This is a genomic window from Streptomyces tubercidicus (assembly GCF_027497495.1).
Lineage (GTDB): Bacteria > Actinomycetota > Actinomycetes > Streptomycetales > Streptomycetaceae > Streptomyces > Streptomyces tubercidicus.
Genome location: NZ_CP114205.1, coordinates 2,849,891 through 2,870,160, shown reverse-complemented (window position 1 = coordinate 2,870,160; position 20,270 = coordinate 2,849,891). Strand labels below are relative to the sequence as shown.

General features: G+C 70.8%; 19 protein-coding genes and 1 pseudogene. 11 read left to right on the top strand and 9 right to left on the bottom strand.

Annotated elements, in window-relative coordinates; all coding sequences use genetic code 11:
- Window positions 1-74: 74 nt before the first annotated feature.
- On the bottom strand, window positions 75-1,748 hold the full coding sequence (locus STRTU_RS12150; protein WP_159743558.1) for a fumarate hydratase: 1,674 nt from the start codon (window positions 1,746-1,748) through the stop codon (window positions 75-77).
- A gap of 167 nt (window positions 1,749-1,915) precedes the next feature.
- Between STRTU_RS12150 and STRTU_RS12145 the strand changes: the two genes are divergently transcribed.
- Both STRTU_RS12145 and STRTU_RS12140 read left to right on the top strand, forming a co-directional pair.
- Complete coding sequence (locus STRTU_RS12145; protein WP_308789371.1) at window positions 1,916-2,806, top strand: DUF1707 SHOCT-like domain-containing protein; 891 nt, start codon at window positions 1,916-1,918, stop codon at window positions 2,804-2,806.
- 272 nt (window positions 2,807-3,078) lie between these two features.
- Entirely contained in the window at window positions 3,079-3,438 is a 360-nt protein-coding gene (locus tag STRTU_RS12140; protein ID WP_159743557.1) for a WhiB family transcriptional regulator, read from the top strand.
- Window positions 3,439-3,570: 132 nt separating this feature from the next.
- Here STRTU_RS12140 and glpX read toward each other — a convergent pair whose 3' ends face one another.
- Window positions 3,571-4,602 carry a class II fructose-bisphosphatase gene (gene glpX / locus STRTU_RS12135; protein WP_159743556.1) on the bottom strand — a complete coding sequence of 344 codons (1,032 nt, stop codon included), beginning with the start codon at window positions 4,600-4,602 and terminating at the stop codon, window positions 3,571-3,573.
- A gap of 204 nt (window positions 4,603-4,806) precedes the next feature.
- Between glpX and STRTU_RS12130 the strand changes: the two genes are divergently transcribed.
- On the top strand, window positions 4,807-5,343 hold the full coding sequence (locus STRTU_RS12130) for a DUF4245 domain-containing protein (RefSeq protein WP_159746865.1): 537 nt from the start codon (window positions 4,807-4,809) through the stop codon (window positions 5,341-5,343).
- 130 nt (window positions 5,344-5,473) lie between these two features.
- On the opposite strand, the gene STRTU_RS12125 is transcribed toward STRTU_RS12130, so the two are convergent.
- The 4 genes from STRTU_RS12125 to STRTU_RS12110 form a co-directional block, all read right to left on the bottom strand.
- Window positions 5,474-6,067 carry a malonic semialdehyde reductase gene (locus tag STRTU_RS12125; RefSeq protein WP_159743555.1) on the bottom strand — a complete coding sequence of 198 codons (594 nt, stop codon included), beginning with the start codon at window positions 6,065-6,067 and terminating at the stop codon, window positions 5,474-5,476.
- A 182-nt stretch (window positions 6,068-6,249) separates the two neighbouring features.
- Complete coding sequence (locus tag STRTU_RS12120; protein WP_246240373.1) at window positions 6,250-6,543, bottom strand: exodeoxyribonuclease VII small subunit; 294 nt, start codon at window positions 6,541-6,543, stop codon at window positions 6,250-6,252.
- Window positions 6,544-6,572: 29 nt separating this feature from the next.
- Entirely contained in the window at window positions 6,573-7,808 is a 1,236-nt protein-coding gene (gene xseA, locus STRTU_RS12115) for an exodeoxyribonuclease VII large subunit (RefSeq protein ID WP_159743554.1), read from the bottom strand.
- 88 nt (window positions 7,809-7,896) lie between these two features.
- Entirely contained in the window at window positions 7,897-9,405 is a 1,509-nt protein-coding gene (locus STRTU_RS12110) for an APC family permease (protein WP_159743553.1), read from the bottom strand.
- An 85-nt stretch (window positions 9,406-9,490) separates the two neighbouring features.
- Here STRTU_RS12110 and STRTU_RS12105 point away from each other — a divergent pair, with 85 nt between their 5' ends.
- Both STRTU_RS12105 and ppgK read left to right on the top strand, forming a co-directional pair.
- A complete protein-coding gene (locus tag STRTU_RS12105) occupies window positions 9,491-10,510 on the top strand; it encodes a 4-hydroxy-3-methylbut-2-enyl diphosphate reductase (RefSeq protein WP_159743552.1) in 1,020 nt (339 codons plus the stop codon).
- An 85-nt stretch (window positions 10,511-10,595) separates the two neighbouring features.
- Window positions 10,596-11,336: pseudogene (gene ppgK, locus STRTU_RS12100) on the top strand (polyphosphate--glucose phosphotransferase); the annotation flags it as partial.
- Here the strand turns inward: ppgK and STRTU_RS35950 are convergent.
- Complete coding sequence (locus STRTU_RS35950; protein ID WP_308789370.1) at window positions 11,269-11,841, bottom strand: DUF6542 domain-containing protein; 573 nt, start codon at window positions 11,839-11,841, stop codon at window positions 11,269-11,271. The pseudogene ppgK and the gene STRTU_RS35950 sit on opposite strands and share 68 nt — an antisense overlap.
- Before the next feature lie 576 nt (window positions 11,842-12,417).
- On the opposite strand from STRTU_RS35950, the gene ychF reads away from it, so the two are divergent.
- A complete protein-coding gene (gene ychF / locus STRTU_RS12090) occupies window positions 12,418-13,506 on the top strand; it encodes a redox-regulated ATPase YchF (protein ID WP_159743549.1) in 1,089 nt (362 codons plus the stop codon).
- Between the two features lie 119 nt (window positions 13,507-13,625).
- Here ychF and STRTU_RS12085 read toward each other — a convergent pair whose 3' ends face one another.
- On the bottom strand, window positions 13,626-14,384 hold the full coding sequence (locus tag STRTU_RS12085) for a carbonic anhydrase (protein WP_174878850.1): 759 nt from the start codon (window positions 14,382-14,384) through the stop codon (window positions 13,626-13,628).
- Window positions 14,385-14,751: 367 nt separating this feature from the next.
- Entirely contained in the window at window positions 14,752-15,501 is a 750-nt protein-coding gene (locus STRTU_RS12080; protein WP_159743548.1) for a PIG-L deacetylase family protein, read from the bottom strand.
- 328 nt (window positions 15,502-15,829) lie between these two features.
- Between STRTU_RS12080 and STRTU_RS12075 the strand changes: the two genes are divergently transcribed.
- From STRTU_RS12075 to STRTU_RS12055, 5 genes are all read left to right on the top strand, one after another.
- Window positions 15,830-16,582 carry a GntR family transcriptional regulator gene (locus STRTU_RS12075; RefSeq protein WP_159743547.1) on the top strand — a complete coding sequence of 251 codons (753 nt, stop codon included), beginning with the start codon at window positions 15,830-15,832 and terminating at the stop codon, window positions 16,580-16,582.
- A gap of 244 nt (window positions 16,583-16,826) precedes the next feature.
- Window positions 16,827-18,521, top strand: coding sequence for an APC family permease (locus STRTU_RS12070; RefSeq protein WP_159743546.1), 1,695 nt, complete (start codon window positions 16,827-16,829; stop codon window positions 18,519-18,521).
- Between the two features lie 249 nt (window positions 18,522-18,770).
- The gene (locus STRTU_RS12065; RefSeq protein WP_159743545.1) at window positions 18,771-18,950 is read left to right on the top strand and encodes an SPOR domain-containing protein; all 180 of its coding nucleotides are present in this window, start codon (window positions 18,771-18,773) and stop codon (window positions 18,948-18,950) included.
- A gap of 51 nt (window positions 18,951-19,001) precedes the next feature.
- Window positions 19,002-19,424: a (deoxy)nucleoside triphosphate pyrophosphohydrolase gene (locus STRTU_RS12060; protein ID WP_174878849.1), complete on the top strand. Its 423-nt coding sequence runs from the start codon at window positions 19,002-19,004 to the stop codon at window positions 19,422-19,424.
- 257 nt (window positions 19,425-19,681) lie between these two features.
- On the top strand, window positions 19,682-20,143 hold the full coding sequence (locus tag STRTU_RS12055; protein WP_159743544.1) for an ATP-binding protein: 462 nt from the start codon (window positions 19,682-19,684) through the stop codon (window positions 20,141-20,143).
- Window positions 20,144-20,270 lie beyond the last annotated feature (127 nt).

Below are 20,270 nucleotides of genomic sequence, written 5' to 3'. Positions count from 1 at the left end.
GGTCGGCCCGAGAGGAGGCCAGTACAAGAGCCCCCGACGAAACGTCAGGGGCTCTTCAGGGTCCTGCCGGTCCGTCAGCTTCCCGACCGCACCGGAATGCTCGTAAACGTAGGCGCCGGTGCCGGGTCCTGGAAGAAGTCGTTGCCCTTGTCGTCTACGACGATGAAGGCGGGGAAGTCTTCGACCTCGATTTTCCAGACCGCTTCCATGCCCAGCTCCTCGTATTCGAGGACCTCGACCTTCTTGATGCAGTCCTGGGCCAGGCGGGCCGCGGGGCCGCCGATGGAGCCGAGGTAGAAGCCGCCGTGGGTGCCGCAGGCCTCGGTGACCTGCTGGGAGCGGTTGCCCTTGGCGAGCATGATCTTGGAGCCGCCGGCGGCCTGGAACTGCTCGACGTAGGCGTCCATCCGGCCCGCGGTGGTCGGGCCGAAGGAGCCGGAGGCGTAGCCCTCGGGGGTCTTGGCCGGGCCCGCGTAGTAGACGGGGTGGTTCTTCAGGTACTCCGGCATCTCCTCGCCGGCGTCCAGCCGTTCCTTGATCTTGGCGTGGGCGATGTCGCGGGCGACGACCAGGGTGCCGGTGAGGGAGAGGCGGGTCTTGACCGGGTGCTTGGTCAGCTCGGCCAGGACGTCGTCCATGGGCCGGTTGAGGTCGATGGCCACCGCGTCGAGGTCCGCGCCCGCGCCCTCGGTCAGCTCGTCGTCCGTCGTCTCCGGGAGGAAACGGGCCGGGTCGGTCTCCAGCTGCTCCAGGAAGACGCCCTCGGCGGTGATCTTCGCGACGGCCTGGCGGTCCGCGGAGCAGGAGACCGCGATGGCGACCGGGCAGGACGCGCCGTGACGGGGCAGCCGGACGACGCGGACGTCATGGCAGAAGTACTTGCCGCCGAACTGGGCGCCGATGCCGATCTTCTGCGTCAGCTCGAAGACCTTCTCCTCCAGCTCCTTGTCCCGGAAGCCGTGGCCGGTGGGGGAGCCCTCGGCGGGCAGCTCGTCGAGGTAGTGCGCGGAGGCGTACTTGGCGGTCTTCATCGCGTACTCGGCGCTGGTGCCGCCGACGACGATCGCCAGGTGGTACGGCGGGCAGGCCGCGGTGCCCAGCGAACGGATCTTCTGCTCCAGGAACTTCATCATGGAGCCCTCGTTGAGGACCGCCTTGGTCTCCTGGAAGAGGAAGGACTTGTTGGCGCTGCCGCCGCCCTTGGCCATGAAGAGGAACTTGTAGGCGCCGCCGTCGGTCGCGTACAGCTCGATCTGGGCCGGCAGGTTGGAGCCGGTGTTCTTCTCGTCCCACATGGTCAGCGGGGCCATCTGCGAGTAGCGCAGGTTCAGCTGGGTGTAGGCGTCGTAGATGCCGCGGGAGAGCGCTTCCTCGTCGCCGCCCTGGGTCAGCACGTGCTGGCCGCGCTTGCCCATCACGATCGCGGTGCCGGTGTCCTGGCACATGGGCAGGACGCCCGCGGCGGCGATGTTGGCGTTCTTGAGCAGGTCGAGCGCGACGAAGCGGTCGTTGGCGCTGGCCTCGGGGTCGTCCAGGATCTTGCGGAGTTGGGCGAGGTGCGCCGGGCGCAGATAGTGCGAAATGTCGTGCATCGCCTCGGCGGCCAGCTTGCGCAGCGCCTCCGGCTCGACCTTGAGGAACGTACGGCCGTCGGCCTCGAAGGTGCTCACGCCCTCCGAAGTGACGAGACGGTACGGGGTGTTGTCCTCACCTACGGGGAGCAGGTCGGTGTAGGCGAATTCCGGCATTGAAGGTCATTCCTTACTCGGAGAGGTCCGGCTGGCATCTACGGCAGCGCCTGCACAGCGTAGAACCCTGGCGCGCGGACGCCGCTGTGAGGTAAGGCTCAGTCGGCCCGTGGCCGGGTCCGTTCGATCCCTGGTCGCGATCTATCGCGTTTCGGTACCCTGGGGCGGTGGATGCAGACAACGGGGGACGTCCGGGCCCTGAAACCCCGCCCGGACCGCTACAGGAGCAGGACCGGCTCCAGAAGCGGCAACCGCTGAACATGACCAAACCGGCGGCCGGGGCGGCGGCATCGCCCGCGGTGGCCGAACGCGATATCCGGGCCTCCGACGCGGACCGCGACCGGGTCGCCGAGATCCTCCGCGAGGCGCTGGCGGAGGGCCGGCTGGACCCGGAGGAGCACGCGGAGCGGATCGACACGGTCTACCGCGCCAAGACCCTGGGCGAACTGGAGCCCGTCGTACAGGATCTGCCCGCCGCGGGCGGCCGCGGCCCGCGGCCGGACCCGGGCGGGTACGCCTCCGGTCCCGGCGCCCCGGTTCCCGACCAGAACCTCGTCGCGATCTTCAGCGCCGCCGTCCGCAAGGGCCGCTGGCGGGCCCCGGCGCGGATCAACGCCGTGGCGTTCTTCGGCAGCGTCGAGATCGATCTGACCGAGGCGGTTTTCCCGCAGCAGCAGATCCAGATCAATGTCACCGCGGTCTTCGGCAGCGTGGAGATCCGGGTCCCGGAGAACATCACGCTGCGCAGCAGCGGCTCCGGCATCCTCGGCAGCTTCGAGGTCGAGACCCATGACGCGGAGGACACCGACGCCCCGCAGGTCCTGGTCAACGGCTATGCCGTGCTGGGCAGTGTGGAGGCCAAGCCCAAGCGCGGCGCCTGGATACGCGATCTGCGCGACCGGCTGCGCCAGGGGCACCGGGAGCTGCGCCAGCAGGTGTGGGAGGAGCACCGCGAGTACCGGCAGCAGCTGCGGGAGGACCGGCGCGAATGGCACGAGCGCCGGCGCTCGGAACGCCGCGAGCGCCGGGACCCGTTCCGTAAGGACATGGACGGCTGACGCGGCGGCTGACGGGGGCGGCGGACGACGGCGGGGCCGCGGAGTCACGGTCAGCAGCCGGTTCCGGAGGGTCGGCCGCCGGTCTTGCCGGAGGGCTCGTCCGCTGACGTTCTTCTCGTTGTCGCACGATCGCCACGGTGTGCATAAGCGTGCGCACAGCGGGTAGGGCTGGTGCATCGTCTCGCGCACGGCTGCGGGGTGCGGAAAAAGGCCGTGCGCAGCGAGACGGGCAAGGGTGACTCTCTCGCCGAAGCCGTCGTCAGGAGTAGACCGTGCTGCTACCGCATCAGCCCCTGCAGGATGCCGCTGTCGTTCCGTCCCAGCGAGAGCCTGCTCGCGATGAGGCCGGCCCCTGGCATTCGGAGGCGGTGTGCCGCCGGGACGAAGCCGGGCTGTTCTTCGCCCCGTCCAAGGAGCCCACCGCTGCCCGGCTGGCCAGAGAAGAGGCCGCGAAGCGGGTGTGTGCCCGCTGCCCCGTGATGGTCGAGTGCCGCGAGCACGCGCTGCTCCAGCCCGAGCCGTACGGCGTCTGGGGAGGTCTGACCGCGGCCGAGCGCCGGGTCGTGCTGACCCGCCGGCGGCGCCGGGAGAGCGAGCTCCAGCGCGCCGCCCATATGCCCGCGGCGGGCTGACCACCGCGGCACCGGCTTCGGCCCGTACGCCGCAGCACAGGACGTAGGGGTCACTTCGCCCCCGCCGGAGACTCTCCGACGGGGGCGAAGTGTGTGCACGGGCGCGGGCGGTATGGGCCCGCCGGGGCACTGCTAGCTGGGGCGCTCGAAGTCCACCGAGCTGTAGGCGCGCAGCTTCGACAGCCGGTGCTGGGAGTCGATCTGGCGGATGGTGCCGGACTTGGAACGCATCACCAGGGACTGGGTGTAGGCGTTCTCGGCGCGGTAACGGACACCGCGGAGCAGCTCACCGTCGGTGATGCCGGTGGCGACGAAGAAGACATTGTCACCGCGGACCAGGTCGTCGATCTCCAGCACCTTGTCCAGGTCGTGCCCGGCGTCCAGCGCGCGCTGCCGCTCCTGGTCGTCCTTGGGCCACAGCCTGCCCTGGAAGGTGCCGCCCAGGCACTTCAGTGCGCAGGCCGCGATGATGCCCTCGGGCGTCCCGCCGATGCCCAGCAGCAGGTCCACACCGGTGCCCTCACGGGCCGCCATGATCGCGCCCGCGACATCGCCGTCGGAGATGAACTTGATCCGGGCCCCGGCCTCCCGGACCTCCTTGACCAGGCCGTCGTGGCGCGGACGGTCCAGGATGACCACCGTGACGTCCTCGACCGCGGACCGCTTCGCCTTGGCGATCCGCTTGATGTTCACGGCGACCGGCGCCGTGATGTCGACGAAGTCGGCGGCCTCCGGGCCCGTGGCGAGCTTGTCCATGTAGAAGACCGCGGACGGGTCGAACATCGAGCCGCGCTCGGCCACCGCCATGACGGAGACGGCGTTCGCCATGCCCTTGGCGGTCAGCGTCGTCCCGTCCACCGGGTCCACGGCCACATCGCACTCCGCGCCGGTCCCGTCGCCGACCCGCTCGCCGTTGTAGAGCATCGGGGCGTTGTCCTTCTCGCCCTCCCCGATGACCACGACGCCGTTCATCGAGACGGTGTGGATCAAGGCGCGCATGGCCTTGACCGCCGCGCCGTCGGCGCCGTTCTTGTCACCTCGCCCCACCCAGCGGCCCGAGGCCATGGCGCCGGCCTCGGTCACCCGGACGAGCTCCAGGGCGAGGTTGCGGTCCGGGGCCTCAGGGCTGACCTCTAGTTGGGACGGGAGATGATGCTCGGTCATCGAGCGCACCTTTCTGTACGGCGACGGCCGTGAAGGATGAGGGTGATACCGACCTTATCCGTACCTCGCCAAAATGAGCAGAGGGCCCCACGCATGAGCGGCCGCGACGAAACCGGGTGCCGGACGTTTGCGCAGGTCAGCGTCGTAACCGGGGGGCCTGTCGGGTCCGCGGCGGCGATAGGGGACCATAGGGACGTGGCAGGTATGCGAGGCAGGCAAACGGTGCGGGACATGGTCCTGTCACTGGCGGTGATCGGCATCCTCGTCGGGGCGATCTACATTTTCATCCCGCACGACGAGGGCGCGGAGGCGGCGCGGAGCGCGGTCAAGCGGGTCGACTACCGCGTCGAACTGATCACGGCCCGGCGGACGGCGCCGTACGCGGTCGCCGCGCCCGAGGGGCTGCCCAAGACCTGGCGCGCCACCTCGGTCTCGTACAAGGCGAGCGACGACGGCAAGGGCGGCGCCTGGCATCTGGGCATGCTCGACCCGGAGCAGCAGTACGCGGCCGTCGAGCAGAGCGATGCGCTGCCGCGGAAGTTCATCAAGGAAGTGACCCTCGGCGCGACCAAGGTCGAGGGCAAGCAGGCCGTCGGCAGCAAGAAGTGGGACCGCTACCAGGGCGACAAGTACCGGGCGCTGGTCCGTGAGGAGTCCGGGGTGACCACGGTCGTCACCGGCACCGCGCCGTACGGGCGGCTCGCCGATCTGGCCGCCGCACTGGTGGCGAAGAAGACCTGAGGACGAAGAAGGGCGCTGAGCCCGCGAGACCGATGAGGCCGCCGCACCCGGGAGGGGTGCGGCGGCCTCATGCGTGCCGGCGGCTGCGTATCCGGGGCTGCGTTGCCGGGGGCGCGTCGCCGGGGTGGGCTCAGACGGCGGTGACGGCCTCGTCGAAGGACAGCCGCGGCGAGCGCGGGTGGAAGGCGTCGGTGCCCGGCTTGCCGATGTTGATGACGAGGAAGGACTTCTGCTTGCCGTCGCCGAAGAACTCCTTGTCGATGCCGGTGAAGTCGAAGCCGGTCATCGGGCCGGCAGCCAGACCGGCGGCGCGGACGCCGACGATGAAGTAGCCGGCCTGGAGGGTGGCGTTCTGGGTGCCGGCCACCTGGCGGGCCGCGGCCTCGGAGAAGAACGAGTCCTTGATGCCGGGGGCGGCCGGGAAGAGCGTCGGCAGCTTCTCGTGGAAGTCCAGGTCGACGGAGAGGACCGCGGTCAGCGGGGCGCTGAGGGTCTTCGGGCCGTTGGCGCCCATGGCGTGCTGCACCAGGCGCTGACGGGCCTCCTCGGAACGGACCAGGGTGATCCGCAGCGGCGTCTGGTTGAAGGCGGTCGGGCCGTACTTCACCAGGTCGTAGATGGCCTGGATCTGCTCGTCCGTCACCGGCTCGTCCGTGAACGTGTTGGCGGTCTGGGCCTCACGGAACAGGAGGTCCTGCGCGGCGGCGTCAAGGGCGAGAGACATAAGCAACCTCGTGCGTCAGATGGGGGGTTGGGCTCTGCGGTCAGGTGGGCACCGATGGGTGCGGTGCCGTCGCAGGACGTTACGGCATCTACTGTAAACGGGATAGATTAAGTTTCAACTAAATTGAGGGTGGTGTGAGGCGGTTCACAGGGGGTGACGATCTCGGCGAGCGGGCTGCGGCCTTACGCGCGCTCCGCTCCCGCCTCGTCCGACGGCTCCGCCAGTGCCGCGTCCAGCCGGGCCCGCGCACCGTCCAGCCAGCGACGGCAGACCTTCGCCAGCGCCTCGCCGCGCTCCCACAGCGCCAGCGACTCCTCCAGCGTCGTGCCGCCCGCCTCCAGGCTGCGGACGACCTCGATCAGCTCGTCCCGCGCCTGCTCGTAGCCGAGCGTGGAATCCACCGGGGGCACCTGGGTCACCCCGGCCGCCGCACCCTGCTCCGCGTCCGCCGCGTCGTCCGTCTTCGCCTTCGCCATGTCTCCCACCCTAAGAGTCCGTCCGTGCACTATTCGGCGGCCGTGGCAGCGCCCGGGGCGCCGTTCACCCGCACCCGGAACTCGCCCTCGGCGACCCGGGCCCGCAAGCTGTCCTCCGCGGTGACCTCCCCGGGGGAGCGCACCGCCGTCCCGTCCGGCTTCTGCAGGACCGCATAACCGCGCTCCAGCGTGGCCTTGGGGGAGAGCGCGACCACCCGCGCCAGGGTGTGCGACAGCTCCGAGTCGGCGCGGTCCAGCAGATGGCCCAGGGTCCGCCGGCCGCGCTCCAGCAGCGCCGTGATCTGCTCCTCGCGCTCCTCCACCATCCGATGCGGGCGCTGTATGGAGGGCCGGTGGAGCGCCGCGGCCAGCCCCCGCTCCTCCCGCTGGACGAAGCCGTCGATCGCCCGCCGCGCCCGCTCCCGCAGCTGCTGGACCCGGGCCAGCTCCTCGCCGACATCGGGCACCACCTTCTTCGCCGCGTCCGTCGGAGTCGAGGCGCGCAGGTCGGCGACGAGATCCAGCAGCGGGCTGTCCGGCTCATGGCCGATCGCCGAGACGACGGGGGTGACGGCCGCGCCCACGGCCCGTACGAGCTGTTCGTCGGAGAACGGCAGCAGGTCCTCCACGCTGCCGCCGCCCCGGGCCACGATGATCACGTCCACCTCGGGCAGCGCATCCAGCTCCTGGACCGCCGCGATCACCTGCGGGACCGCATGCACCCCCTGCACCGGCACATTGCGCACCGCGAAGCGGACGGCCGGCCAGCGATGCCGGGCGTTCTCCAGGACGTCCCGCTCCGCGGCGCTCGCCCGGCCGCAGACCAGCCCGATCAGCTGCGGCAGAAACGGCAGCGGCTTCTTGCGGTCCGCCGCGAACAGGCCCTCCGAGGACAGCGACTTCTTCAACTGCTCCAGACGGGCGAGGAGTTCACCGACCCCGACCGGCTTGATCTCGGCGGCCCGCAGCGACAGCTGGCCGCGCGGGGCATACCACTCCGGTTTGGCGTGCACCACCACCCGGGCGCCCTCGCTGACCACCTCGGCGACCTTGTCGAAGACCTGGCGGTAGCACGTCACGCTCACCGAGATGTCGTACGACGGGTCACGCAGGGTCAGAAAGACCACCCCCGCGCCGGGGCGCCGCGAGAGCTGGGTGATCTGCCCCTCGACCCACACCGCGCCGAGCCGCTCGATCCAGCCGCCGATGAGCCGGGACACCTCGCCGACCGGGATCGGCGTTTCCGGAGACGTAGAAACAGCCATACGAGCGAGAGTAACGGCGGCCACTGACAGTGGCGGCCGGCCGGCACCCTGCCCGCACCCGCCATGCCCGCCGCGCCCGCGCGGTCCGTCACCCCCGCACCCGCCCCCCGCGCTGCACCCCCACCACCACGAGCCCCGCCACCAGCCACACCCCGCCCACCAGCAGCGCGGTGCCGGACGCCTCGACGACCACCGCGACCACCACCGCCAGCCCCAGCAACGGCACCACCGCATGCCGCAGCACACCGGGCCCGCCGCGCCCGGCCTCCCGTCCGCCCGCGGCCTCCCGTCCGCCCGCGGCCTCCCGGCCCCGCCCGGCCGGCGGGCGCCCCCGCCCTCCCCGGAACCAGAACCAGCCGATCACCGAGGCGTGCAGCAGGCCGAACGCCGTCAGCGCCCCCACGTTCACGATCGACGACAGCTGATCGAGACCGTCGTCCCGACGGGCCGCGCCCACCGCCGCCACCAGCGTCACCAGCGCCGCCCCCAGCAGCGCCCGGCGCGGCGCCCCGCTGCCCGCGTCCACCTTCGCCATCGCCCCCGGCAGCCGCCGGTCCCGAGCCATCGCGAACAGCAGCCGACCGGCCGCGGCCTGCCCCGCCAGCGCCGCGAACGCCGCGCCGACCGCCTTGCTCACCGCCACCAGAACCTCCAGCCACCGGCCCGCCGCCGAGTCGACCGCGGTGTAGAACGCCGCGCCCTGCTCCGCGGGCCGGGCCGCCAGCTCCGCCGCGCTCACCGGCATCAGCAGCGCCGCCAGATACGTCTGCACCGCGAACAGCACACCGGCCACCACCAGACAGGTGAACAGCGCCCGCGCCACCCGGCCGGGCCCGCCCCCGGCCTCCTCCGCGAACGACGCGATCGCATCGAAGCCCAGATAGGACAGCACCGCCACCGACACCGCGGCCAGCACCGCCCCGGCCGAGAACGCGCCCTCCCCGGTCAGCGGCGCGGCCCAGCCCCGCTGCGGCCCGTGTACGACCAGCACCACGACCGCCGCCACCACGAACACCGCGAGCACCACGATCTCCATCGCCAGCACCGCGAACCCGACCCGGGCCGCGGTCCGTACGCCGGACAGATTCAGCAGCGTCGTCACCACTACTGCCAGCGCCGTCCACACCCACGGGTGCACGGCCGGCACCAGCGCATGCAGCGCAAAACCGGAGAACAGATACGCCACCGCCGGAATCAGCAGATAGTCCAGCATCGCCATCCACCCGGCGACGAACCCCGCGCCCTCGCCCAGCCCCAGCCGGGCGTACGCGTAGACCGACCCGGCCCGTGGGGCGACCCGCACCATCAGGCCGTACGAGGAGGCGGTGAACGCCATCGCGACGGTCGCGACCAGGTAGACGGCGGTGACCGCCCCCTGCGACCTGGCCTGCAGCGTGCCGAAGAGCCCGACCGGCGCCATCGGGGCGATGAACAGCAGACCGTAGACGAGCAGATCCCGGAAGCTCAGCGTCCGCCGCAGCGCCCCGGGAGGGCCGGAGCCCCCGCCGGCGCCCCCGTATGCCCCGCCGTCCGCTCGGCCGTCCTCCGTGCCGCCGTCCTCCGTGCCCCCCTCCCCGTCGCCGCCCGTGCCCGGCATCTGTGCCTCCTCGCTGCCTGCCGCCCTCAGTCTGGGCCAACGGTGCGATCTTCGAGGGCGGTGGCACGCCTTTACGATGGGACGCATGACTTCCTCGCCCAGCCCGACTCCCGCCACCACCCCGGGCGAAGCCGCTTCGCGCCGCAGGGTCCTGCTCGCCGCCCCCCGTGGTTACTGCGCGGGCGTGGACCGCGCCGTCATCGCCGTCGAGAAGGCACTTGAGCAGTACGGCGCGCCCGTCTACGTACGCCACGAGATCGTCCACAACAAGTACGTCGTGAAGACCCTGGAGAAGAAGGGCGCGATCTTCGTCGAGGAGACGGAAGAGGTGCCCGAGGGCAACATCGTCATCTTCTCCGCGCACGGCGTCGCCCCGGTGGTCCACGAAGAGGCCAAGCGCGGCAAGCTCGCCACCATCGACGCGACCTGCCCGCTCGTCACCAAGGTCCACAAGGAAGCCGTCCGCTACGCCAAGGAGGACTACGACATCCTCCTGATCGGCCACGAGGGCCACGAAGAGGTCATCGGCACCAGCGGTGAGGCGCCCGAGCACATCACCCTCGTCGACGGCCCCAAGGACGTCGAGAACGTCGAGGTCCGCGACCCCGACAAGGTCGTCTGGCTCTCCCAGACCACGCTCTCGGTCGACGAGACCATGGAGACCGTCGACGCCCTCAAGGGCCGCTACCCCAACCTCCTCTCGCCCCCCAGCGACGACATCTGCTACGCCACCCAGAACCGCCAGACCGCGGTGAAGCAGATGGGCGCCGAGGCCGATCTGGTCATCGTCGTCGGCTCCAAGAACTCCTCGAACTCCGTGCGCCTGGTCGAGGTGGCGCTGGGCGCCGGCGCCCGCGACGCCCATCTGGTCGACTACGCCGAGGAGATCGACGAGTCCTGGCTGGAGGGCGTCGGCACGGTCGGCGTCACCTCCGGCGCCTCCGTCCCCGAGGTCCTCGTCCACGGCGTCCTGGACTGGCTCGCCGCGCGCGGCTACGAGGACGTCGAGACCCTCACGGCCGCCGAGGAGTCCATCCACTTCTCGCTGCCCAAGGAACTCCGCCGGGACCTGCGCGCCGAGGCCAAGTCCGCCACCGAGGGCTGACATCCGCCGCAACCGGTTCGCCGTCCGGGCCATGAGTCAGCTCATCCCGGGGGCGAGCCGCCCCGTCCGCGCCTAGCCTTTTCCCATGAGGGTCTTCGGTGTGGACATCGGCGGATCGGGCATCAAAGGTGCCCCGGTGGATCTGGCGCGCGGCGACCTCGCCGAGGAGCGCCACAAGGTACTGACCCCGCACCCGGCCACCCCGGAAGCGGTCGCGGACTGTGTCAGGGAGGTCGTGGACCACTTCGGGTGGTCGGGGCCGGTCGGTGCGACCTTCCCCGGTGTGGTCACGGACGGTACGACCCGTACGGCCGCCAATGTCGACCAGGGCTGGATCGGACTCGGCGCCGAGGCCCTGCTCACCGGCCGGCTGGGCGGCGAGGCCGCGGGCCGGCCCGTCACGCTGCTGAACGACGCGGACGCGGCCGGTCTCGCCGAGATGCGCTACGGCGCGGGCAGCGGCCGGACCGGCACGGTCATCGTGCTCACCCTCGGCACCGGCATCGGCAGCGCCGTCTTCAGCGACGGCCGCCTCGTCCCCAACACCGAGTTCGGCCATCTGGAGCTGCACGGCCATGACGCCGAGAAGCGCGCCTCCACCAAGGCCAAGGAGGACGAGGGGCTGAGCTGGCACCACTGGGCGCACCGGGTCCAGAAGTACCTCGCCCATGTGGAGATGCTCTTCTCGCCCGAGCTGTTCGTGATCGGCGGCGGGGTGAGCCGCAAGGCGGAGAAGTTCCTGCCGCTGATCGAGGGCATCAGGGCCGAGATCGTGCCGGCTCAGCTTCAGAACAATGCGGGGATTGTGGGGGCCGCGATGGCTGCGCACGCCGCTCGGGCTGGCGAGCCACCTGCCGCGGACGGTTCCCCGGCCGGGGCCGGGGACGGTCGGCGGCCCGCGACGGCGGCCGGTTCCTCTGCCCGCGCGGTGCGCTCTGCGGTCGACTCACCGGTCGGCTGGCCCGACGCCGGGCGATGAACAGCGCCCGCCGGACGATCGCGAGCAGCGCGCAGACCAGCGTGCCGGCGTAGAGCCAGCCCGCGTTCAGCGCGAGGACGGTGAAGACGCCCATCAGCAGCCCCTCGAACCCCTCCCCGCCCCGCTGGATCGGCAGCGCACCGAGCGTGAAGGCGATCGGCAGCGTGACCGGCGCACAGACCAGGTCGTACGGCCTGACCCACACCGCCGCACCGATGCCCACCAGCAGGTAGCAGACGCCGTACGCGGTCGGTGCGCCGCCGAACAGCAGCCGGTCCACCAAGGCGAACGCCAGCAGCACCAGCGTCGCCAGCAGCCAGCAGCCGAGACCGGTCAGTTTGGCGGCGGGCATCCGGCGCCGCGGGCCGGTGGGCGGGGCCTCTACCGGGCGCCGGGTCCGCGCCCGGTAGACAGCGGAGGACTCCCCGTCCACCGGAGGAGCCGGGGCGTGCCCGGCGCCCGCGGCCGCCGCCTGCCGGCTGGGCGGCCGGAGGGCACCGGCCCCGGCCCCGGCCGACGCGGGGCCGCGCGGCGGGGCGTGTACGGCGGCGGTGGCGGAGGCCGGTACGGCCGCGAACCCGGAGGCCCGCATCGCGGACAGAAAGGCGTCGTCGGGATCGGGGGTCACGGCCTCCGCGGGGCGCGGGAGCCGGGCGTCCTGGCCCGCGGGCGGTCGTCCGGACCGCGGCGGGCTGTGCTGGGGCGTGCGCGCTTCGTGTTGCTCCACCCGGCCACGGTAGGCCGCTAAGTGGTATTAACCGGTCGCGGGACACGCGCTTTGGCCGAGCTTGCGGCCGAGTTCGCTACGGGCCGGTGGCGGGCCGGTCCCGGTGGCGGCCGCTCGGCCCGCGCCGCCCCGTAGACTGGTGGATCGGCCCTCCCGGGGCCGTGCCCACCCCACCACCTCGCTCGGAAGTCGAGTCGCCACGTGTCGCTCACGATCGGAATCGTCGGTCTGCCGAATGTCGGCAAGTCGACCATGTTCAACGCCCTGACCAAGAACGACGTGCTGGCGGCCAACTACCCGTTCGCCACCATCGAGCCGAACGTCGGCGTCGTCGGCGTCCCCGACCCCCGCCTCGCCAAGCTCGCCGAGATCTTCTCCTCCCAGAAGATCCTCCCCGCCACCGTCGACTTCGTCGACATCGCGGGCATCGTCCGCGGCGCCTCCGAGGGCGAGGGCCTGGGCAACAAGTTCCTCGCGAACATCCGCGAGTCCGATGCGATCTGCCAGGTCATCCGCGCCTTCAAGGACGAGAACGTCGTCCACGTCGACGGCAAGGTCTCGCCCCGGGACGACATCGAGACCATCAACACCGAGCTGATCCTCGCCGACCTCCAGACCATCGAGAAGGTCCTGCCGCGCCTCCAGAAGGAGTCGCGCATCAAGAAGGACGTGGCTCCCAAGGTCAAGGCAGTGGAGGAGGCCAAGGCCATCCTGGAGAAGGGCGACACCCTCTTCTCCGCCGGCATCGTCCAGGGCTCCGGCAACGAAGAGCTCCTGCACGACCTCCACCTCCTCACCACCAAGCCCTTCCTCTACGTCTTCAACGTCGACGAGGACGAGCTGACCGACGAGGACTTCAAGAACGAACAGCGCGCCCTGGTCGCCCCCGCCGAGGCCATCTTCCTGAACGCCAAGCTGGAGGCCGACCTCGCCGAACTGGACGAGGACGAGGCCCTGGAACTCCTCCAGTCCGTAGGCCAGGAAGAACCCGGCCTCGCCACCCTCGCCCACGTCGGCTTCAACACCCTCGGCCTGCAGACCTACCTGACGGCCGGCCCCAAGGAAACCCGAGCCTGGACCATCAAGAAGAACGCCACCGCCCCCGAGGCCGCCGGCGTCATCCACACCGACTTCCAAAAGGGCTTCATCAAGGCCGAGATCATCTCCTTCGCCGACCTGGTGGAAACCGGCTCGGTAGCCGAGGCCCGCGCGGCCGGCAAGGCCCGCATGGAGGGCAAGGAGTATGTGATGCAGGACGGGGATGTGGTGGAGTTCCGGTTCAACGTCTGACAGCTGCGTTCCGGGCCTGAGTGGTCTGGTGCGTATACAGGCCAATGGGCCAGGCTTCTGTTGAGCCCAGCCCATTGGTGCCGTGGAGTCGACGCGGTCCTGGCCTTTCCCACACCCGCTTAAGACGGTGCCCCCGACAAGACCTCCACCTTGCCGGTGTCGAGGGAGTAGTAGGCGCCGATCACGGCCAGGGTGCCCTTCTTTACGAGGGGAGCGAGGTCCTGGTTGGAGCGGAGGTTGGTTGCGGTCAGGGTGACCTGGGCGCGGGCCATGGTGTCTACAGGGTCGGGGCCGCCTTCGCGGACTGCCTGGTCGTATGCCGGGCGTAGGGCTCGGGCGATTGCCTCCAGGTTGCCGGGCAGTGGCTTGCCGTCGCGGAGGGAGGAGTAGGAAGCCTCGATGGCGCCGCAGCGTTGGTGGCCGAGGATCACGATGAGCGGGGTGCCGCTGGTCATCGGTCCGTACTCCACGGAACCCGTAACCACAGGGCCGACCGCCTCCCCGCCCGTGCGCATCACGTAGAGGTCGCCCAGGCCGGTGTCGAAGAGGAGTTCCGGCGGGACCCGGGAGTCGATGCAGGCGAGGACCGAGCCGAAGGGCTGCTGTTTCTGGGCCACGAACTCGCGCCGGTCGGGATCACGGTCGGGGTGCTGGAGGTTGCCGCTCACCCAGCGCTGGTTGCCCTCCATCAGGCGGGTGAAGGCCGCTTCGGGGGTGGTCGGCCGTGTGGTGGGCTGCATGGTCGGCCGGGCCTGTGGTGAAGCGCCGGCCGCCGCCGGGGTGGTGCTCTTCGATGAGCACCCCGAAAGTGCCGCCGTGGCGACGAACAGTCCGCCGGCGAGCAGGGCTCTGCGGTCCGGATGTCTCGCTCCGTCCATCGGTCGTTCCCCTCAGTCCGCGGAGACGTATGCGTACGTATGCGTACGTCCTGGCCTGGGCGATTGTTCTGCGTGGCGGGGGAGCGGGGCGGGAGGCGCAAGCGGGGGTGGCCCGCTGTGCCACCGACGGCCCACAGGAGCGGTCCGGTCGGCGGCCCGCGGCGGTCCCCGGAGTGACCCCGGCGGCCCTTCGGCCCGTGCTCCCGAGGTGTGCAGCAGACTCCCGGCGCAGTGTCGATAGGTGGACAGAATGGACAGGGAGGGGTTAATCGGGTGCCGGGAGGGCGCGATGCCGCCGGAACGGCCGGAGGGGATCGCGGAGCTGGTGTCCGGGTTCGTGCGCGGGCTTGCCCGGGGGGTGTGAACCTCAGCGGGGGAAGAGCTGGAAGAGCGTCGCGGGGCGGCCCCGGTAGCGTTCGCCGCCGTTGCGCAGTGTCTGTTCGATGAAGTTGCGGGCGTAGGCGTGGGGGTCCGTTCCGGAGCCGCCCAGGCCCTTGATGTAGGTGCTGTGGGCCGCCAGCGAGTCGACCGCGCGGTCGATGCCGGGGCCGACCTCGGCGGCGTGTGTGGGGTACGGGGAGCCCGCCACGGCCACCCAGCGCACGCCGTTCCAGGGCGCCAGGCCCTGGGCCCCGGCGAGTTCGGGGAAGATCCAGCGGTTGCCGGCGTCGCCCGCCGCGTCCAGGACGGCGCGGCCCACCACCCGGTGGTCCGCGCTGTTCCACTGGACGCCGCCCCAGGTGTCGTGGTGGTTGAGGGCGATCAGCAGCTCCGGGCGGTGGCGGCGGATGGCCGCGGCCAGATCGCGGCGCAGCGCCGGGCCGGCCTCGATGACACCGTCGTGGTGGTCGTCGAGGAATTCCACGGTGTGGACGCCGACGAGCGCGGCACCGGCCCGTTGCTCGGTCTCGCGGACCGGGGCGCACTCGGCGGGGGCGAGCCCGTCGATACCGGCCTCGCCGCGGGTGACCAGGAGATAGCTGACCTGGCGACCCGCGGTGGTCCATTCGGCGATGGCGGCCGCGGCGCCGTATTCGAGGTCGTCCGGGTGGGCGACGACGGCGAGCGCCCGCTGCCAGTCCCTGGGCATGGGGGAGAGCTGGGGTTCGACGGGCATGGGGTGCCTTCCTTCCCGTCCTGGTGCCGCGTCCCACATTCCTGGTGCGGCGTCTTCGTGCCGTGCCGTATTCGGTATGCCGTTTCGGACGTGTCCTTCGAACGTGGTCCCGTTTCGATCGTGACATGTATGGGTCGCGTCCACCCGGGTGGAGAGAAACAGTGGGGTGGCGCGGGGTGGGGATGTGGGGGCCGTAGGAGCCCGATCTCGCTCGATACACGTGCTGAGCTGGGTTTCATCACATCAGGTGAACATCTGGCCCAAGGTTGCGGACAGCAACACGCGGTTGTCACGCTGTTGCTGACTGTCAAGCTGTTGGGAGGGGCACGTGCCTTTCGGTGAGCAGCCCGCGTACCTCCGCGTCGCCGGCGACCTGCGCCAGAAAATCGTCGACGGGGTGCTGCCGCCGCACACCCGCCTTCCCTCCCAGGCGCGCATCCGCGAGGAGTACGGCGTCTCGGACACCGTCGCCCTGGAAGCGCGCAAGGTCCTGATGGCCGAGGGGCTGGTCGAGGGCCGCTCGGGATCGGGGACCTATGTGCGCGAACAGCCCGTCCCGCGCCGTATCGCCCGGGTCGGATTCCATGCGGCCGGTGGCTGTACGCCCTTCCGGCAGGAGCAGACGGACGAGCGGGTGCGGGGCACCTGGGAGTCCAGCAGCGAGCAGGAGGTGGCCGGTGCGGTGGTCGCCGCCCGGCTGCGCATTCCGCACGGGGCCAAGGTGATGCGGACGCGCTATGTCTTCCGGGCGGAGGGGGAGCCGTCGATGCTCTCGACCTCGTGGGAGCCCCTGGAGGTGACGGGACGGACGCCCGTGATGCTGCCGGAGGAGGGGCCGCTGGCGGGCCGCGGGGTGGTCGAACGGATGGCGGCCATCGATGTGGTGGTGGACAACGTCACCGAGGAGGTCGGTGCCCGGCCGGCGCTGGCGGAGGAGGCGATGACGCTGGGCGGGGTGCCGGGGCATGCGGTGCTGGTCGTCTCGCGGACGTACTTCGCGGGCGGCCGGCCGGTCGAGACGGCCGATGTCATCACCCTCGCGGACCGCTATCGGGTCGCCTATCACTTGCCTGTGAAGTAGATGGTGTGTTGGTTCGGTGCCCTCTGTGTGTCGCCTAGACGCACAGAGCCTGCCTTTGGTTCTCAGGTCGGCGCCCCATTTCGACCGCTTTGTTGCTAAATGCCGCCCACTATCCGGTGTGGGATACCCCACAGACCCTCACCCGGGCGGGATTTTTGCCCGAGTGAGGGAAGCCGACGGTGCGATTCGCTCTTACGATGGCGAAGTTTGTGCACGGCACGGGGGAAGACCAGGAGACCAGCACGTGAGCACGACGAAGACCCCGAGTGCGGAGCAGGGCGCGCACTCGAACTACCGTCGGTCCCTCGGGACCATCGCCCTGACCGCCACTGGTCTCGGGTCCATCATCGGTTCCGGCTGGCTCTTCGGAGCCGAGCGGGCCGCCGCCATCGCCGGCCCTGCCGCGATCCTCGCCTGGGTCATCGGCGCGCTCGTCGCGCTGACGATCGCCCTCACCTACACCGAGCTCGGCTCGATGTTCCCCAAGGCCGGCGGCATGGTCCGCTACGGCCAGTACTCCCACGGCTCGCTCGCCGGCTACCTCGCCGCCTGGGCCAACTGGATCGCGATCGTCTCGGTCATCCCGGGTGAGGCCACCGCCTCCGTCCAGTACATGAGTTCCTGGGACTTCGGCTGGGCGCAGGCGCTGTACGACGGCAAGGAGCTGACCGGCACCGGCGTCGGCCTCGCCAGCGTGCTGCTGATCTTCTACTTCTTCCTCAACTGGTTCGCGATCTCGCTGTTCGCGAAGACCAACACCGCGATCACGGTCTTCAAGGTCGTCGTCCCGGCGCTGACCGCGAGCGCGCTGATGCTGGCGCACTTCGACACCGACAACATCGTCCACCACGGCGGTTTCACGCCCAACGGCTGGAGCTCGGTCTTCACCGCCGTCGCCGTCTCCGGCATCGTCTGGGCCTACAACGGCTTCCAGTCCCCGCTGAACCTCGCCGCCGAGGCCCGCAACCCCGGCCGTTCGCTGCCCAAGGCCGTGGTCTGGTCGATCCTGATCGCGCTGGTCATCTATGTCGCGCTGCAGGTCGCGTTCCTGATGGCGGTGCCCGGCGACAAGCTGGCCGCCGGCGGCGGCTGGGCCGGTCTCGGCTTCAACTCGCCGCTCGCCGACCTCGCCATCGCCTGGGGCCTGAACTGGCTGGCGCTGCTGCTGTACGCGGACGCCTTTGTCTCCCCGTCCGGCACCGGCATGATCTACGCCGCCACCACCTCCCGCATGATCCAGGGTGTGCAGGAGAACGGTCATCTGCCGGGCATCTTCGGCAAGGTGGACAAGAAGACCGGTGTGCCGCGTCCGGCGCTGCTGCTCAACCTCGTGATCGCCTTCCTCTTCCTCGCGATCTTCCGCGGCTGGGGCTCGCTCGCCGAGATCGTCTCGGTGGCCACGGTCATCTCGTACATCACCGGCCCGGTCGCGGTGATGTCGCTGCGCCGCGTCTCCCCGGACCTCAAGCGCCCGGTGAAGCTGAAGGCGATGCCGGTGATCGCCCCGATCGCGATGATCTTCGGCTCGCTGGTTCTGTACTGGGGCCGCTGGCCGCTGACCGGCAAGGTCATTCTGATCATGGCCGTCGGACTCCCGGTCTGGGCCTGGTACGAGATCGGCAAGCCGCTGACCCAGGGCCGCAAGCCGTGGGCCGAGCTGCGCCCGCATCTGAAGGCCGGTGCCTGGATGGTGGCGTATCTGCTGGTCATGGCCACCGTCTCGTATCTGGGTGGCAAGGAGTTCGGCGGCAAGGGCTATCTGCCCGAGGGCTGGGACATCGCCCTGGTCGCCGTGATCGGACTCGCCTTCTACTACTGGGGCGTGCGCAGCTCCTGGCGCAACCCGACGCTGGTCCAGGCCGAGAGCGAGATGCGCGCGGCCGAGGCGGCTGCCGAGGCCGGGGAGACCGAAGGGGCCAAGGCTTCCGTCGGGGCCTGAGCCCGGCCCGCCCCGCGCCGTCCGGCGCCGTTCCATACCAACGCCCGAGCCCCTCGGGCACCACCGGCCACTCGCAGGCCGCTTCCGGTTCGCCGGGGCCCGCGGGTGGCCGGTTCGGTACCTCTTTGTGTAAATCCATATCCGCTGAGTGAAGGTCGGGCGTAAGGTCGGGCATATGCGGATTGCGATTTCGGCATCAGCCGACAAGGGGCGCGTGACGGCGCGCTATCCGGCGGACGGAGGGGCGCGATGACTGACGGTGGAGCGGTGCTCCCCTGGCTCGTCATCCGCCAGGACGAAGGGGGCAACCGGTATCGCGTGGGCCGGTATGCCACCCGAGCGGAGGCGCAGCGGGTGGCCGACCGGCTCGAAACGCGTGGCCGCCAGCAGCTCTATGTGGTCGAGAAGGCCGACCGGGCGGCGACCTGAGGGGCGGCGGGCGAGGAGCGGGAGCAGAGCGGGGGACGTAGGCTGCCGCGCATGACGACCGTGCGCGTAGTGGTGGGCGGAGCGGTGTGCGAGCGCGGGCGGCTGCTGGCCGCACGGCGCAGCGCACCGCCCGCGCTGGCCGGCCGCTGGGAGCTGCCCGGCGGCAAGGTGGAGGACGACGAAACACCCCAGCAGGCGCTGGAGCGTGAGCTGCGCGAGGAGCTGGGTGTCGAGGCCGCGGCCCTGGAGCGGATTCCCGGCGAGTGGGTGCTGCGCCCCGGCTATGTCCTCCAGGTGTGGACGGCCCGGCTGGTGTCCGGGGTGCCGCGGCCGCTGGAGGATCACGACGAGCTGCGCTGGCTGCTTCCGGGCGAGGAGAACCAGGTCGACTGGCTGGATCAGGACCGCCCGGCGGTCGCCGAGGCGATGCGCCGACTGGCCGCCACGGCCGGAGCGACGGGCGTACGGCCGTAACGACTACCCCTGGCCGCGCCTGGCCGCCCCTGGCCGCGCCCCGGCGGGCCGCGTACGCGCTGACCCCCCTGACCCCGTCGGCGCCCGCCTGTACCCGCACGCTGCGCCCGTCCTCTCCCGCAGCAATATGTTTCATTTGTGCCACAGTGCACCGCCGCAAGCGATATGTGGGGTGGGATACCGGGTATGTCCTGATTGACCCCATCGAACGCAGGTAAAACGCGGACAAGGCGACGGGGACGCCATCGTGCTGGGATGTGATCGGCGTGAGCGACAGCGCAGCGGCAGGGGTCCCTGAGCCCGGCTCCGGCAGTGCGCGCAGGCGCGGCAAGGCAGCCGGTGCCGCCACCGCCGAATGGAGCTTTCCGGCCGATCCCGGAGCGGTGCGCACCGCCCGTACGGCGGTCCGGCGGGTCATGGATGACTGGGGTCTGAACGGCGCCGCCGATATGGCCGTACTACTCGTCAGCGAGCTCGTCACCAACTCCCTGCGCCATGCGAGCGGCCCGATCGGCGTCCGTATGGTGCTGCTCAGCTCCGACGGGCTGCTCGTCGAGGTCTCCGATCCGCTGCCGGACCCGCCGCTGGAGCGCGACGCCGCCCCCGATGACGAGGGAGGGAGGGGATTGCAGCTGGTCGCATGCAGTTCGCGGCGCTGGGGGACGCGGCGCGGAAAGAGCGGTAAGACAGTGTGGTTCGAGCTGTCGGTGGCTGGTTAGGAGACAGATGAAGTCCTGATCGTTGCCATTCCATCGACATCCCGTCGCTGGGCTGCGATCGAGACTGTGCTGTGATCGTGAAGACCGTGTTCCGGATAGCCCGGGTATTGGATACTCGAAGCTGGTC